Genomic DNA, 15,580 nt, shown 5'->3' on the forward strand with positions numbered 1-15,580 from the left:
TGGGGAGGAACAGGAAATGAAAAGGAAAAAGATTGCTTTGGCGGTTGCCATTCTTAGCCTCAGCATGTTATTAACGGCATGTGGCAATAAGAAGGATGTAACCGATTATTCGAAAACCGAGAATTGGATGAACTTACCTACCACTACGGACAAAGAGGTGGATGTGTTTTATCTTTATCCCACAACATATTCACCGGCTGATCAGACAAATCCAAGCATTAGTACAATCGATGATGCCGGGATGGTTCAAAATGCAAAAATAGCCTATGGCAGACAGGCCACTGCTTTTGAAACCGTTGGGAATATTTATGCCCCCTACTACAGACAGGACAATTTATCACCAGTTGATCGGGAAGAAACCATTGCCGGAATACCCACTACGGATGCCACAGCAGCTTTTGATTACTACATTAAACATTATAATAATGGACGTCCTTTTATTTTAGTCGGTCATTCACAAGGGGCGGATGTAATGAGCAATCTATTGTCAGGATATTTGAAAGATCATCCGGATGTTTACAAGCGAATGGTGGTAGCCTATGTCATTGGTTTTACCGTTACAAATGATTATCTTACCGCTAATCCGCATTTGAAATTTGCCGAAGGCCCCGATGATACCGGAGTTATCGTTTCTTACAATACAGAAGCAGAAACTGTTCTACCTCCGGGTAATCCGGTTGTTACGGAAGGTGCTCTTGTTATCAATCCAATCAATTGGAAGCGCGATGAAACGCTGGCAACGGCAGCTGAAAACTTAGGTTCCATTGCGCTAAATCGTGATGGCTCTGCGGTTTTAAATGCTGAAGGAAAAATTGAGCCGGTGATGAATTTTGCGGATGCCCAGATTAATTTAGCAAAAGGGGTGTTGATTTGCAGCACGGCGAATGTTGATTTATTATCGCCGGGAAGTGCAACGTTTGGAAAAGGCGTATATCATACCTTTGACTATCCATTCTATTATTTTAATCTCCGGGAAAATGCGGAGAATCGCACCAATAAGTATTTTGAAATAAATGGCACAAAGTAAAATAGTTTACAGACGCTGATTTGAGGTTGTGAAACATCGATTAAAAAGCTGAGAATTCTCAGCTTTTTTAATCGTTTGTTTTCGTTTTTTGAGAATAATATCTGAAGAATATTCTATAATTAGGTAATTGAATGTGCTATACTGAAGATATACAGATATGTACGTAAGGGTTGAGGTGGAAAATGAAGGATAAATTGATAGAACTCATTGCTGACCTAAAGGTGGATGAAGCGGAAGCTTTCGCCAGTGAATTAATTCATAACGGAATAGACTATAAAGTTTTGTTTGAAAGAGTTATGGCAGGTTTGGCGGAAATAGGAAAAAAGTATGAAAATGAGCAGTGCTTCATAGCGGATCTTATCGTCTCTGGGATGATGGCAAAGAATATTTTTGCCGAGGCCAATTTATATCAGGGAAACCAGGAGCCTCAAAATACATTGGGAACGGTGGTCATGGGAACAATCTATGATGATATTCATGACATTGGAAAAGATTTAATGATAGATGCGCTTGAAAATAAGGGAATCAAGGTTATTGATTTGGGAGTCGATGTCAGAGTAGAAAAATTTATCGATGCGGTCAAACGAAATGACCCAGATATTATTGCAGTAAGCTGCGTTATGGTTAATTCAATTTCATATGTGGAAGAATTGGGCGTTGCACTGCAAAGGGAAAATCTTCTTGAAAATCGTCGATTTATTTTAGGCGGCGCCAGTGTGGATAATGATTATATCAGAATCCCTCAAATTGATTTTATGACCAATAATTTTTACGAAGGCGTAAATTACTGTGAAGCGTTTCTTCGGGAAAAATATAAAGGGAGAAACGAAGTAAATGAGTGATGTTTTATATCTCGCTATTGTAGCCAGTTTAAAGGAAAAAATCATCAAGGGCCGACTTAAACCGGGCGATATGCTTAATTCAGAAAGTTCACTTATGAAAGAATATTCAGTTGGCCGAATGACCATTCGAAAAAGCTTATCCCTCTTATCCAACGAAGGTTATATTTATTCAGTGCCGGGAAAAGGAAACTTTGTTTGTAAACCAGAGGTTGATATTTTTCAATTTAAATTTAACAAATACGATGGCTTAAATACCCATATCGATCGGGTGAAATTACTGTCGGTTAAAGTGAAGTTTCCCACAAAGCAGATTGATCGAATCTTAAATATGGATGAAAATCAAAAAGTGGTGGAAGCAACTCGAATTTTGTGTTCGGATGATAAGGAAATAGCGATGGAAGTAATCTATTTGCCTTATGTGCAAAATCAGCCTGTTATCGAAGATATGTTGAAATTTGCGAACTATCTAAAACCAATTGAAGAAAAACTGGCTTTTGTTTTAGATAAAACAATTAATATTTCGGTAACAATGCCAACAAAAGAAATGAGTGAACGTCTTAATATAAATCAAAATGAACCGATCTTTGAAATAATTGAAACGATTAAAAATGGTGCGTCACATGAAATCTTACAGGTTAGCTGGTTTTATGTGAGTCCGAAGTATTTAGCAATAAAGGCAGCTACGCCGAAAGATTCTGTCGATAAGAGAATCTTTTAAGATCAAGTGAAAATTAAAGCTTGGTCTTTTTTTTATTTAAGCTATTGACAAAACGTTTACATAAGCGTATATTATATCCATACAGACTTGTACGTATATGCTGAAGAATATTAGGGGAGATAGAAAATGAATGATCCAAAATTGTTGCTTTTTACAGGATTCCTTGGGTCTGGAAAGACATCATTGCTATTAAAAATAGCCCGGAAGTTATCACAAGATAAAAAACGCTGTGCGATTATTGTTAATGAGGTTGGCGAAATAGGTATCGATAATTTACAGATGAAAAAAATGGGGTATGACGTCTGGGAAATATTCGGGGGGTGTATTTGCTGCACATTGGCCATCAGTTTAGAAGATACGATACATCAACTTCTGGACAATTATGAAATCGATTATATTCTGATGGAGCCTTCAGGTGTCGCTGATCCGTCAGCATTGTACCAGCCAATAAAACATAGCGGTTTTCCTGATGAAAAGGTAAAAAATGTGTTTATTATGGATCCAACCCGGATCTGTATGTTTGAAGAAGTACTGGAACCCTATCTTCAATCAGCCATTCCTTTGGCTGATGTTACGGTAATCAATAAAATTGATATAGCTACTGCGGAAGAAATAGATGAATCGGAAAAGGTCATTAGAAAATATAACGAAGAAGTTATGATATTAAAAATAAATGTAAATGAACTTGAAGAAAAACAGATTAGAGAGCTTATTTAAAAGCCTGAATGGAGATGAGCGTATGTATCAGAATACATTTGAAGCACTGGCGATCAACACAAAATTAATTTCGCGAAAAAAGCTTTCGAATGAAAAATGGCGCGAAATAGGATGCTTTTTTATTAAGAACTATGTTGAACAATTAGGAAAAGCAGAAAAAGCGGTCATTGGCCATATTAAAGTTCTGATTGAATTGGAAGATAACAGCTTTATTAAGTTAAGTTGTGTTAGCCGGGATCGGCCAACTAATTGCGAAATTGTTAACACAGAAGGAAACAGTCTGGAAGCGGGTTTGACTTTTAATTCTATTATTAGTGAGCTATTAAAAAATAAAAATATTCAGTGCTTTCATATGGCGTTAGAGAGAACCTGCAGTGTGTATGGGTTAATGACGGATTATAAAGAGACTTTACCCAGTGAGCCGAAAACAGAAGAAGATGAAAACGAAACATGCTTCGTCTGTCATGAACATCATCATGATGAAACATGTGGACACAATCATTAAGCGATAGTAATCAATGAAAACATTGGTATTATGAAAATAAATTTGGAGGTGATAAAGATGCATAAAACATAAAAAGAGACTCCTGAAAATTCCAATAGTACAGGCGTTACGGGCCACAGAAAAGTACAAAAGGAAAGTTGAAGGAGACCTCATCAAAATTTTAACACAAATTCGAATAAATGATAAGATCCTTTTCATTTATTTTAAAAAAATATAAATATTCCTCGGTTTTGATGATTTTCTCCTCGGTATAGATGTGCGAAACAGAAGATAAAATAAAAAAGTAATCAAAAGAAAAACATGGAGGATGAAGAAATGACTAAAATTAGTGAATTATTAGCGAATCTTGAAATGGATGAGTTAATGGAAGTTGTTCAAAAAGAACTAGTGGCAGGAACAGATCCCGTTGGTATTCTTAAAGAGTGTGAAGCGGGAATGGTCATGGTTGGAGAGAAATTCTCAAGCGGAGATTACTTTGTATCTGATTTAATGATGTCTGGCGAAATGTTCAAGGAAGTCGGCGAGATGCTGGTTCCCTATTTAGATGGAAAAACCGGAGATGTTCTGGCTAAAGTTGTTTTGGGAACAGTTGAAGGCGATATCCACGATATCGGAAAAGATCTGGTCTATGTTATGCTGAAATCTGGTGGGTTTGAGGTCATTGATGTAGGCGTAGATGCCAAACCGGAAGTGTTTGTGAAGGCGCTAAAAGAATCTGGTGCTCCGATTTTGGCGTTATCTTGTTTATTAACGACTTGTTATGATTCAATCAAGAACACCATCGAAGCGGTTAGTGAAGCGGGCTTAAGAGATCAGGTGAAAATTGTTATTGGTGGGGGACCCACCGATGAATCAGTTGTAAATTATACGGGTGCGGATACATTTGGCCAAGATGCTCAGTCAGCAGTAAGAATATGTAAGGAGATGTTATAAAATGGGCACTTATGATAAGTTTAATGCTAATTTAGAGACTGTTTATCAGACGATTCATTGTGAGAACGAACGACCTGTTCCTTGTTATATGGGGATTGCACCGGCCCCTATTCAAATGGAAATGACACTGGCTGAATATATTGCTGATCCTGTTAAAGGAGCCTATGCTCAATATGATTATGTCATGCGGTTAAGTGAAGAAGCGGGTCCGATTGGATGCATTGACAACGATCCGATGGGATTTAACATGGTCTCCTATCTGACTCTGCTTTGGTTATCAAAAATTCAGAGACCCGGTATTGAGTTGTCAGATACATCGCTATGGCAGGTTTTGGAAACCAAAATTATGGAAAAAGATGAGTATGATGTTCTGATCAATCAGGGATATGAAACCTGGTTTAACTCACTTCTTCCCAAGGTCATCGATATGGAATATTTTGGCAAAACCATGCAGGTTTATGGCAGAAATGTGAATGCGATCAGAGATAAAGGACGAGAGTTGGGAATTGTGAGTATCAATTCACCGGATATCTTGCCGGCTAATATACCCTTTGAAATTCTCTGCGGCGTCCGTTCAATGAGTGCTTTTTATATGGATTGCTATAAAATACCGGATAAATTAGTTGAAGCATCAGATGTTATTTTTGAGGCAAACAAAGCTTCAGCTCAAAAAACTCTGGAAGCTGCAAAAGACGATCGCTCAATTGTCAGTGGCTGGATAGGCGGCTGGCGAACCGCTTCGGCCATGTTATCCCCGAAAATTTGGGATCGGCTGGTTTGGCCATATATAAAAGCTTCTGGTGATCAGATGTTATCCTACGGAAAAAATCCCACCTTCCATTTAGATCAATGCTGGAATCGTGATATTGGACGTTTTGCTGAATTCCCTGAAAAATCAATTATCCTCAATCTTGACGGCATGACCGATATGCGCGAAGCTCGTAAAAAACTGGGAGAAAACTATTGTTTAATGGGAGATGTGCCGGCACCGCTATTGGCAACCGGAACACCCGAAGAAGTACGGGATTATGTGACAAAATTAATTGATGATTTGGGACCCAAAGGGCTGTTTGTTACAGCAGGATGCGATGCACCGGGCAACACCAAACACGAAAATATGGTTGCCATGTTTAAAGCAACCAACGACTGGAAATAAGTCTAAGGAGATACGATGATATTTATCGGAGAAAAAATAAATGGCACCAGAAAAGCCATCCAGGAGGCCATCATCAACCGGGATGTTGACTTCATTAAAAAAACGGCTCTTGAACAGGATCAGGCAGGTGCGAATTATCTGGATATCAATGCTGGCACCGATCCATCACGGGAGAAAGAGGATATGCTGTGGTTGCTTGAGGTGGTGCAGTCTGTTACCGATATGCCTATCTGCATTGACAGTTCAACACCTGAAGTCATAAAAGAAGCGATTCGTGCGGTAAAGGCAACACCCATGATCAATTCAATTAACGGAGATCCGGAACGATTGAAAAGTTTTATTCCATTCATAAAGGAAAGAGACTGCAATGTGATTGCACTAGCAATGGATGAGTCACAATCCGGAATGCCGAAAACAGTGGATGAGCGAATGACGGTATTGAAACGGATTTTTCAAGCGACAAGAAATGCCGGGATCGCAGACAGTAAAGTTTTTATTGATCCATTAATCATGGCGGTTGCCACGGATCAAACAGCCGGACTGATCGCTTTTGAATCGATCCGGAGCATTCGTAAAAATTATCCGGAAGCCCATATTACCGGTGGATTAAGCAATATTTCGTTTGGCTTGCCAAACAGAGCATTAGTCAATCGAACGTTTTTAACCCTGGCTGTTGAGGCCGGCATGGATTCAGCTGTTGTTAATCCCGAGAATGTACCTCTGATAGAATCTCTAAAAGCCACAGAAATGCTTCTTGGCAGAGATCGGTTTTGCCGGAAATATACGGTTGCTGCAAAAATAGATTTTACAAAGAAGTGATTCTGCATTGACTAGAATAGCCCTTTTCTTGACAAATGTCAGGTTGAGGGCTATGTCTAGATCAGAAATTCAGGCAGAATCAATCGAAAAATGATTAATCGGGGGAGCAGATAAATGAAAGAATTACTTGAATCAGGTGAATTTTCTGAAATAATGGATATTGATGTCGATTTGATTCAGATCACCCAGGAAATCAGAGATCGCTGTGCCGATAATTATTGCGGTTTCTATGGTAAAAACCATATGTGTCCTCCTGCAGTGGGAGGCTTGCAAGAATATCGTAAAATAATACGAAAATATAAAAAGGGCTTGCTTTTCTCAAAAGTATATGCGTTAAAAAACAAATATGATTATCAGCGGATGGTTGAGTCAGGAGTTGAATTTCGAAATGAAATTCAAAAAATCAGAAATGAAATAAAATCAAAAAAAATAGATTGTCTCTTTTTTTCAGCCGGAACCTGTTCTCTTTGTCAAAAGTGTGCAATTCTAACAGATGAACCCTGTCGATTCCCAGATGATGCAATCCCTTCCCTAGAGGCGGCAGGAATCGATGTGGTTCGATTAAGTCGTGATTATGGAATGACCTATAATAGCGGAGATAATAACGTGACTTACTTTGGTTTGCTTATCTATAACAATTAAAGAATAGGATAAGAGCATTGAGAAGGAAAAACTAAAACATTAGTGTGGTTGCAGTGTTACAATGAAGTTGTAACACGCTGACCGAATAGATATAATATCTAAAAGGAAATATTATTGAAACTAGAAATTAGTAAGTGGTTATGATAACCGTCTCATTTTGGGGCAATCATAACCACTTGTTTTTATTTTTTGCGGAAAATATTATGAAAAAAATGATAAACAAACGAAAAAAAATCAACAATTTAGTTGACTTGTCAATCAAAGCGGACTATAATTTAGTTGACAAGTCAATTGAGAACCCATTCAATTTCAACGGATGTAACAAAAAATTAGAAATTTAGGGAGGATCCATTTTGCAACAAGAAGAAATTATGCATTTGCTTAAGCTGAATAATAAGATTTTTAGAACCACACAAGTGTATTTGGATAAGGTTCTGAAGAAATATGAATTAAGCAGTGGTTCGTACCCGTATTTACTCATGTTAAAGCACCAGGACGGCATCAATCAAAATAAGATCAGTGAAAAATTGGGTTATGATAAGGCAATGACAACGCGAACCGTCACAAAACTGATCAAACTTGGTTATTTGGAAAGAAATAAAGATGAGACCGATCATCGCGCCAATAATATTTATTTAACTGAAAAAGCCAATGTTGTCATTGAAAATATTCTGGATGAAATTCATCAATTGGTTCAATTGATGACAAAAGGGATGAATGATGAAGAGAAGATCAACACCGTCAAATCGTTACAAAAGCTTCTAACTAATATGAGAGAACTCAACATATAAGACATTGTCAATTAAAAACAAGGAGAAAAAATGGATCAGGAAATTAGTAATTACAAAAACAGGTGGCTTATTTTATTTGTCGTCGTGATGGTTACGTTTATGGCTACACTCGATAGCAGCATCGTAAATGTCGCATTACCAGACATGTCAAAAGTTTTAGATGTCACATCATCGGGTATTCAATTGGTCGTAACCAGTTATTTAATTGCCATTGCAGCGACAATTTTGGTATTTGGAAGGTTGGGGGATATTCTGGGCAAGGTGCGCGTTTTCAAGTTTGGGCTCGTCCTATTCACATTGGGGTCTTTATTTTGTGGTATCACCAGTTCACTTCCCATTCTGGTTTTAGCCAGAACCATACAAGCAATCGGCGCCTCCGGCTGCATGGCGAATAATCAGGGAATTATCACAGCCGTATTCCCCGCAAATGAAAGAGGAAAAGCCCTTGGAACAACCGGTACGTTTGTGGCGTTAGGTGCTTTAATCGGCCCGCCGTTGGGAGGATTCATCGTCGATGCTTTTAGTTGGGAATACATCTTTTTAATCAATGTTCCAGTCGGTATCGTCATGTTTTTTTTAGCGCTTAAGTTACTTCCAAAAAGCAACCGAACGGCTGCTGGAAAATTGGACATTGCGGGAGCGCTACTGTTTATGCTTGCCATCGTTCCTTTGTTTGCCGCCATTGGTAAAGGACAGGAAATTGGATTCAATCAGCCGATGATTTTATTTGGTTTTATAATTTCTATTATTGCCTTTATTGCCTTTGTTTTAGTGGAAAAGAAGAAGGCTGAACCGTTGCTGGACCTGGAAATTTTTAAGAATAAATTATTTTCATTGAGTCTGTTTTGTGGATTTTTATCTTTTGTCGCCATCTTTTGTACCAATATTATCCAGCCGTTCTATTTACAGGATGTGTTGGTATATTCACCCTCTTTTGCTGGGCTAATCCTAATGATATCGCCAATTGTTTTGGCGGTGGTGGCGCCATTCAGCGGCCATTTATCTGATAAAAATGGGTCGGAAATTTTGACGTTTGCTGGATTGTTGATCACAAGTCTGGCTTTGCTGTTCATGTCAACATTAAATGAGCATTCTTCCCTGTCAATCATTGTGATTTATATCGCAGTTTTATCGGTTGGAAATGGCTTGTTTCAATCACCCAATAATTCGCTGATCATGTCTACGGTGCCAAAGGATAAACTGGGGATTGCCGGGAGCACCAATGCGTTGATACGAAATCTGGGAATGATCTGCGGTATCGCCCTGTCTACCACCTTGTTGTACAACCGAATGAGTGATAAGATTGGCTATTCGGTAACGGATTTCGTTGTCGGTAGAAACGATGCTTTTGTATACGGCATGAGCATTGTTTATATTGTTGCCGCTGTTATTTGTATGATTGGTGCCGTTTTAACGGCCTACAGATTATTTAACAAAAAAGACCGCTTGGAAGATGCCAGTGTGATTAAAGAATATAAAAAGTAACGTTAGAAAAGGAGAATAAGAGATGTACGAATATTATTATAAAACCCAAGATTTTGGTATGTGCCTGATGAGTTGTGAAGGGGAGGGCGAGGAAGCCATTATTCCAACGGATAGAGACATTCTGATTGTTGCGGATGATCTGTTTAAAGGACATAAAGAATTGGTGCGGGTGGAATTTCCGGATTCAATCATTGAAATCGGCGGATTCTTATTTGATGGGTGTGAAAACCTGAAGGAAGTGAAACTGCCTGCGAACCTTAAAGATTTTTGGCAATATGCGATGACCCGTTGTGGCATCGAGGAAATTGAAATTCCGGGAAGTGTAGAACGGATCGCTTCCTTCACCTTTAATCAATGTAATCAGCTGACTGAGGTCAGGATTAATGAAGGCACCAGGAAAATCCTGCCTTGGGCATTTAAAGACTGTGCTAATTTAACAGACGTATATTTGCCGTCAACGATTAAAGAAATCAGTGATAAAGCGTTTGAAGGCTGCCCGAATGTAGTGCTTCATCGAAAATAAATGAGATTAAGTGGTTATGAGATAAGTCTGGTTCAAGGACAGTCATAGCCACTTATTTTTTGAGCGGAGGGGAACGCAAAGTTGAAGAAATAAAGAAAATGGAACAGCAAAAATGACTTTGCTCTTTATGCTAAACGACCGTATTGCTGTGTTTGCGGAATTTTCCAAACCTTAAGTTCTGAAGCATCTAAATCTTCATCAAAAAGACATGCCCGGGTTATTTGGTTATTATCGTAGGTTTTCACGTAATAAGTACCGGTGTTGCAAACCATACAGGCGGTGTATTGAGTATAATCAACACCCTCATCGGTGATGACGCTTCCTTTTGGAATATCAACTGATGCTAAAATATGAAAGGCTGCTTTAACGCCTTCATCTTCATTATCTAATTTATTGATGGCCTCTTTTCCAAAAAGTACGCGCATAAATCGTGATGGCGGCGTATAATCACCAGGTAAACCAATTGCCCTTGCACCATTGCCAAATGGTGAAAAGGTGAGACCATTTAATTTTAGTGGTTCTATTTTACAGGGATTAATGCCAATGTAATTGCGAATATTGGTCAAATGCCAATTAAAATCAGGACTATTGGACATTACCCCAAGAGGATTATCGTGAATGACGAGGCCACTCTTCATGGGCTCAATGACAATGGTATTGCCGTTTTTGTCGGTTACAATCCAGTGAAGCGGGGTAACAATTCCAAAAAGTGTAGCTGGCGTATTGACAACATTTAATTGGGAAATAGCTTCTTTAACTTCATCGATGGTTGAAAAATTAGATAAAAGCCATCCCACGACCTCATAGGATGCAAGGTTGGTTTTATCAGATATAATCCCTTCACTATACTCGGCATAGCCGGGAAAATACAACGTGGCACAGGCGAGTCCCACTTCATTCACTCCATCAGTAAAAGTGCAAGTTTCCTGTTGCTGGCCAATGCCCATTAAGGCGTATTTTGCTGGCCGTTCAGGCCCATCCATTTCAAAGAAAAGGGGATATTTCCGGGGTATGAAAATAAGCTCCGGTTCAAGAATAAAAGCGAAATCCATCGTTCTGGCGAGCAGGTTTAATCGATCAGTGGTCTTTAATGTTATACTTGTACACACAGTTGCTACCTTCTTTCTTCATTTGCCTAATTATATATGATTAGGCTCCAATAGTAAACAATTGGTTTTATTCGGGTTGTGTTTTATGAAACATTAAAAAAAGCCCGCAGGCTTTAGGCAGCAGCTCCGACAAAAGGCAGTTGCTTTGAATTGATGACCGGTTAATTTTTGATACCCGTTTTTCTAACGAGAAGCCAGGTTAAACTACGCATGATGATGCTGATTATTAAAAGTGAAATCATGGCGATGTAAGGGTTCTGGGCAGAAACGCCCATGATGGCATATAAAAACCTGAGCAGCACTTCGGAAATCAGAACACTGAAAATCCCCAATTTATATAACAGCTCATCAATGAGGGGGAAAGCAACGAAAGCCAGAATATAAAAACCGACGATATAAGCTATTTTTTGTTTCTTATTCATGCGATAAAATGCCACGGTGATAAAATAGCCGATTGATAAGAAAGCAGCAAATAAAAAGATGTAAAATAAAAAAATTTCTAGATATAGCATTAATCCATTTGGATGTCCCGCATAGCGCAATCCGTAAAGTTCTTCCAGCAAGCTTGAGTATTGAATCGTCGCTGAAAAAAGGGCCATTGATTTTCCGATGAACAAAATAATTTGATTAAGCAGGGACATGCCCACAGCGAGGGTTAGGTCAACGGCTATCCGATTAACAAATAGGGATTTTCTGGATATTCCATTTTGCAGAGACATTTGAAAGTTCTCTTTAAAAGCGTTCAGGCCGCAAACAAAAAGAAAAATGGTAGGAGCCAGATCGATGCCGCTAAGCTGAATTGAAAAGTTGCTTTGATTTGGAATTAAAACAGAGACAATGTTAATTGTAAATACAACGGCAAGAATGGCAATAATAACAAGATAAAAAACGATAATCGATTTTTTGTGTTCCGCTAATTGAAATTTGTAAATTGCGCTTAATTTCATTTTTCTACTCCTCGTTTGTAAGTTTAATAAAGAATTTTTGCAGATCAAGACCGGTCATTTCAATGCCGAGGGGGAGGGTGCTTTTATCAACCGCTCCGATGATCGTCGCTGTTTTCAAGCCGCCCAGGGCGTCAATACTGATAACCTCTTTGTCCAAAATAAAATCATCAATTTGTTTTGCCGTTCCCGATACGGAATAGCCACTTTTGAGCAGGGTTTCGCAGGATTCGTTGATCAGTAAATCACCATTTTTAATAATCATGACATTTTCAAGAATCATCGCGACTTCTTCAATCAAATGTGTTGATATAATCGCTGTAAATGGGGAATGGCTGTATTTTTTAATTAATAATTTATAAAACATTTCGCGGTGGTTTGCATCGAGGCCCAAAACAGGTTCATCAAACAAAACGTAGGGGGTATTGACGGATAAGGCGATCACAATTTTAAAAATAGACGAAAATCCGGTGGAAAGAGTTTTGACCTTTTTATTGATATCCAAACCGAACTGCTTGGCTAGTTCCTTCGCATATTCCAAATCAAAGTTTGGGTAAAACATTAGGCTCCATTTAAATACTTCCCGGCAACTCATGCTGTCCGGGTATAAATTCTTTTCAGACATTAAATAGACCTTCTTTTGCGCCTCATCATTTTCGACACTGGCCAATCCTTCAATCTTAATGTCTCCTTCATCCGGAAAGAGACGATTTGTGATAATGTTTAACAGTGTCGATTTTCCGGCACCATTTCGGCCCAATAATCCGTAAATTTTATTAGGTTCAAATTTTAGCGATACCTGATTTAGTGCCAGCGTATCGCCAAATCTTTTGGTGATATTATTTACTTCAATTCCATTCATTCTTCATAACCTCTTTCTACCATATCCAGTATTTCGGCAGTGGTAATTCCTAATTTTTTTGCTTCTTCAATGAGCCGTTTAATATAATGTTCATAAAATAATTCTTTCCGTTTATTCCGCAGTTTCAAAACCGACCCCTGGGCAACGAACATGCCAATCCCCCGTTTTTTAAAAATGATTCCCTCATCCACCAGGATCGCGATCCCTTTGAGAGCAGTCGCCGGGTTGATTTTATAATTTACCGACAATTCAGTTATGGAAGGAATCTGTTCTTCTTCAGCAAATGCACCGGTTAATATAGCATCTTCAATACCTTCGGCAATTTGCATGAAAATCGGGCGTTCATCTTCAAAATTTATTTGCAAAGAAACACTCCCTTTATGTTTATTTGTTAGTTAGTTGACCAACTAACCATAACGCTATTGTAAGGCATTGTCGCTTCGCTGTCAAGACAAAATTATAGATATCACAAAAATTTATAAACGAGATGAGATTAAATAATATAAAAACTGGAGATGTGTTAAAACAAAGAAAAAAGAGATGAATTAATAGACAGTCTAAGAGCAACCCTGAATCAGTATACTCAATAAAGCAGTGAAAAAACCGGATACAAAAAACGCTAAAGCCGATTCTACATTTTACCTGCAGAACCGGCTTCAGCTTACAATCTCAGATGTCATCCTGTTGGACTCACCCCTTTCGATTTTCATCAAAAATCTTCTTTTTTCTTTTCTAACGTAAACTCATCACTTACAGATCAGGAATTATCTTACTTTTTCGATTGGGATTCTTTTCCCAATGTCATTAATTTCAGAGGAACTTGTTCTTTCGTTCAAATATTTTCCTGGCTGACTTTAATCATCACTTATTTTTGAGACTATGTTTCATTCTTGATTTGTTATTCTTTATTATGGATGCCTTCCCTTTATAAATAATTAAATGAGATGTGTTTTCCATAATACCAATACCAATCTTAAACTAATACTCCCAATTCGCGATTGCTTTTTATACTTGTTTTGCAAGTGTTTTGCATATCGGAAGTTAATGATAGATAAAATCAATTTTATGAAGTGGGTAGTTGATACTCATTCTTTTCCGCTTCTTTTTTTAATCTTATCGGTCAGTTAAGCGTTTGTTTACTTTTCAATGATCGAAATCATTCAACTTAGAAAAGGATTTAGGTTGATCTTTGATTTAATTTTATTATAACACCTATTCCACAAAAGTAAATAGATGTTTTGTAAACGTTTGTAATAAATTTGTATACACGATAAAACGGTGCTGTTACGGCATCTTGGGTGGCGTTAGTATTATAGACTGGGGACTCTTGACAGACTTCAGTTTTTTGGTAATTATTGATCTTCTAAATCAGATGCCTTTCAACTGAGGTGTGAAAACCGGATAAAATCATCATACCAAAAACACGGTACGAATCAGAATCATATAACACGCTGTACCCAGAATGATGCTGAGAAACGTATTGTTTTTGATGATCTGAACAGTGATCACCACTGCAACCGAAAAAAACTCGGCAAGGCCAAATGGAAAAGCAGTCAGATTGATGTTTCGCAAACAGTATAGGACTAGAATAATCATTATCGATGCAGGTAATACGTTTCCGAGATAGGAGACGGTCTTGGGCATTTCTCTTTTCCCCCCAAACAGAAGATAGGGGGTCGCCCTGGTAAGGGCTGTCACTAAGGCGACAATCATCAAAGCAGCGACGGAATAGGTGAAATCAACGGTCATCATTGGCACCTTCCATTCCGATGCTGATGGTGTCCTTCATTATGGCCAGGATGATTAAACTGACTGACAGGGCAGGAAGAATGAAGCGGTCTGCGCCCAATAAAAAATAAAAAATTATTGCGCTGGCCAGGCCCGTAATGGCAGGAATGCGGGAGTCGAATTGACGCCACTGGTTGACGCAGACCGTCACAAAAAAAGCTGTGGCAGAAAATTCGATTCCGGTCATATCAACTGGAACCAACTCCCCGAAGAGGGAACCGAAGGTACAGCTGAAAATCCACATCAGATGGCACAACAAAGCAATGGTAAAGTCCACCTGCTGCTCATCCACCGCTTCAGGATATTCCAGTGAACATAAGACGGAATAGGTTTCATCAGTGAGGGTTAAAATCATGTAGGGATATTGCCAGCCCATTTTCCGGAATTTATCAACAAATCCGATTCCGTAGAAAATGTGCCTTGCGTTGACGAAAAAAGTCATGACGGCAATCATAGCCAGCGGCACTCCAGAGGACAGAAGTGAAACCATCACAATCTGCATGGAACCCGCATAGATGAAAACCCCGGATAGAAAAGCCCACAGAACTGAATAGCCAGCCTTATTAAGGAGCACGCCAAAGGCAAGCCCAATAAATAAATATGAAAATAGAAACGGTATGATTTGCTTAACAGCAAAACGAAATGATTTCAATAGATCTTCCTCCCCGGCACCATGTTATGGTATAAAGACATGTTAGCATAGAAAAATATGCCATACA

The 15,580-nt window shown here is 38.6% G+C and carries 18 protein-coding genes; 12 read left to right on the top strand and 6 right to left on the bottom strand.

The features are described 5' to 3' along the window. The first annotated feature begins 16 nt into the window (after positions 1 to 16). The 12 genes from FZC41_RS01070 (at position 17) to FZC41_RS01125 (ending at position 10,158) form a co-directional block, all read left to right on the top strand. The gene (locus FZC41_RS01070; protein ID WP_148565527.1) at positions 17 to 1,027 is read left to right on the top strand and encodes a DUF3089 domain-containing protein; all 1,011 of its coding nucleotides are present in this window, start codon (positions 17 to 19) and stop codon (positions 1,025 to 1,027) included. A 182-nt stretch (positions 1,028 to 1,209) separates the two neighbouring features. Then, positions 1,210 to 1,869, top strand: a complete 660-nt coding sequence (locus FZC41_RS01075) for a cobalamin B12-binding domain-containing protein (protein ID WP_148565528.1) — start codon at positions 1,210 to 1,212, stop codon at positions 1,867 to 1,869. Next, positions 1,862 to 2,587 carry a GntR family transcriptional regulator gene (locus tag FZC41_RS01080; protein ID WP_148565529.1) on the top strand — a complete coding sequence of 242 codons (726 nt, stop codon included), beginning with the start codon at positions 1,862 to 1,864 and terminating at the stop codon, positions 2,585 to 2,587. Before FZC41_RS01075 ends, FZC41_RS01080 begins: the two co-directional genes overlap by 8 nt. A gap of 126 nt (positions 2,588 to 2,713) precedes the next feature. Then, the gene (locus tag FZC41_RS01085) at positions 2,714 to 3,304 is read left to right on the top strand and encodes a CobW family GTP-binding protein (RefSeq protein WP_148565530.1); all 591 of its coding nucleotides are present in this window, start codon (positions 2,714 to 2,716) and stop codon (positions 3,302 to 3,304) included. A 22-nt stretch (positions 3,305 to 3,326) separates the two neighbouring features. Beyond that, complete coding sequence (locus tag FZC41_RS01090) at positions 3,327 to 3,809, top strand: hypothetical protein (protein WP_148565531.1); 483 nt, start codon at positions 3,327 to 3,329, stop codon at positions 3,807 to 3,809. 315 nt (positions 3,810 to 4,124) lie between these two features. Beyond that, on the top strand, positions 4,125 to 4,742 hold the full coding sequence (locus FZC41_RS01095) for a cobalamin B12-binding domain-containing protein (RefSeq protein ID WP_148565532.1): 618 nt from the start codon (positions 4,125 to 4,127) through the stop codon (positions 4,740 to 4,742). A gap of 1 nt (position 4,743) precedes the next feature. Further along, positions 4,744 to 5,898 (top strand): uroporphyrinogen decarboxylase family protein, encoded by a 1,155-nt coding sequence (locus FZC41_RS01100; RefSeq protein WP_148565533.1) that lies wholly within the window; start codon positions 4,744 to 4,746, stop codon positions 5,896 to 5,898. Between the two features lie 15 nt (positions 5,899 to 5,913). Next, positions 5,914 to 6,717: a dihydropteroate synthase gene (locus tag FZC41_RS01105; RefSeq protein ID WP_148565534.1), complete on the top strand. Its 804-nt coding sequence runs from the start codon at positions 5,914 to 5,916 to the stop codon at positions 6,715 to 6,717. Positions 6,718 to 6,831: 114 nt separating this feature from the next. After that, the gene (locus FZC41_RS01110; protein ID WP_148565535.1) at positions 6,832 to 7,359 is read left to right on the top strand and encodes a DUF2284 domain-containing protein; all 528 of its coding nucleotides are present in this window, start codon (positions 6,832 to 6,834) and stop codon (positions 7,357 to 7,359) included. Positions 7,360 to 7,712: 353 nt separating this feature from the next. Beyond that, on the top strand, positions 7,713 to 8,150 hold the full coding sequence (locus FZC41_RS01115) for a MarR family winged helix-turn-helix transcriptional regulator (RefSeq protein ID WP_148565536.1): 438 nt from the start codon (positions 7,713 to 7,715) through the stop codon (positions 8,148 to 8,150). Between the two features lie 30 nt (positions 8,151 to 8,180). Continuing rightward, on the top strand, positions 8,181 to 9,635 hold the full coding sequence (locus FZC41_RS01120; RefSeq protein WP_148565537.1) for an MFS transporter: 1,455 nt from the start codon (positions 8,181 to 8,183) through the stop codon (positions 9,633 to 9,635). Positions 9,636 to 9,657: 22 nt separating this feature from the next. Beyond that, entirely contained in the window at positions 9,658 to 10,158 is a 501-nt protein-coding gene (locus FZC41_RS01125; RefSeq protein WP_148565538.1) for a leucine-rich repeat domain-containing protein, read from the top strand. 125 nt (positions 10,159 to 10,283) lie between these two features. On the opposite strand, the gene FZC41_RS01130 is transcribed toward FZC41_RS01125, so the two are convergent. The 6 genes from FZC41_RS01130 to FZC41_RS01155 form a co-directional block, all read right to left on the bottom strand. After that, positions 10,284 to 11,267, bottom strand: coding sequence for a linear amide C-N hydrolase (locus FZC41_RS01130; protein WP_148565539.1), 984 nt, complete (start codon positions 11,265 to 11,267; stop codon positions 10,284 to 10,286). A gap of 161 nt (positions 11,268 to 11,428) precedes the next feature. Next, on the bottom strand, positions 11,429 to 12,214 hold the full coding sequence (locus FZC41_RS01135) for a hypothetical protein (protein ID WP_148565540.1): 786 nt from the start codon (positions 12,212 to 12,214) through the stop codon (positions 11,429 to 11,431). Positions 12,215 to 12,218: 4 nt separating this feature from the next. Continuing rightward, complete coding sequence (locus tag FZC41_RS01140; RefSeq protein ID WP_148565541.1) at positions 12,219 to 13,073, bottom strand: ATP-binding cassette domain-containing protein; 855 nt, start codon at positions 13,071 to 13,073, stop codon at positions 12,219 to 12,221. After that, entirely contained in the window at positions 13,070 to 13,438 is a 369-nt protein-coding gene (locus tag FZC41_RS01145; protein ID WP_148565542.1) for a GntR family transcriptional regulator, read from the bottom strand. The genes FZC41_RS01140 and FZC41_RS01145 overlap by 4 nt, the downstream gene beginning before the upstream one ends. 1,045 nt (positions 13,439 to 14,483) lie before the next feature. Continuing rightward, positions 14,484 to 14,825, bottom strand: a complete 342-nt coding sequence (locus FZC41_RS01150; protein WP_311135813.1) for a branched-chain amino acid transporter permease — start codon at positions 14,823 to 14,825, stop codon at positions 14,484 to 14,486. Next, complete coding sequence (locus tag FZC41_RS01155; protein ID WP_148565543.1) at positions 14,812 to 15,513, bottom strand: AzlC family ABC transporter permease; 702 nt, start codon at positions 15,511 to 15,513, stop codon at positions 14,812 to 14,814. The genes FZC41_RS01150 and FZC41_RS01155 overlap by 14 nt, the downstream gene beginning before the upstream one ends. Between the last annotated feature and the right edge of the window lie 67 nt (positions 15,514 to 15,580).

This window comes from Acetobacterium paludosum, assembly GCF_008086595.1.
Lineage (GTDB): Bacteria > Bacillota > Clostridia > Eubacteriales > Eubacteriaceae > Acetobacterium > Acetobacterium paludosum.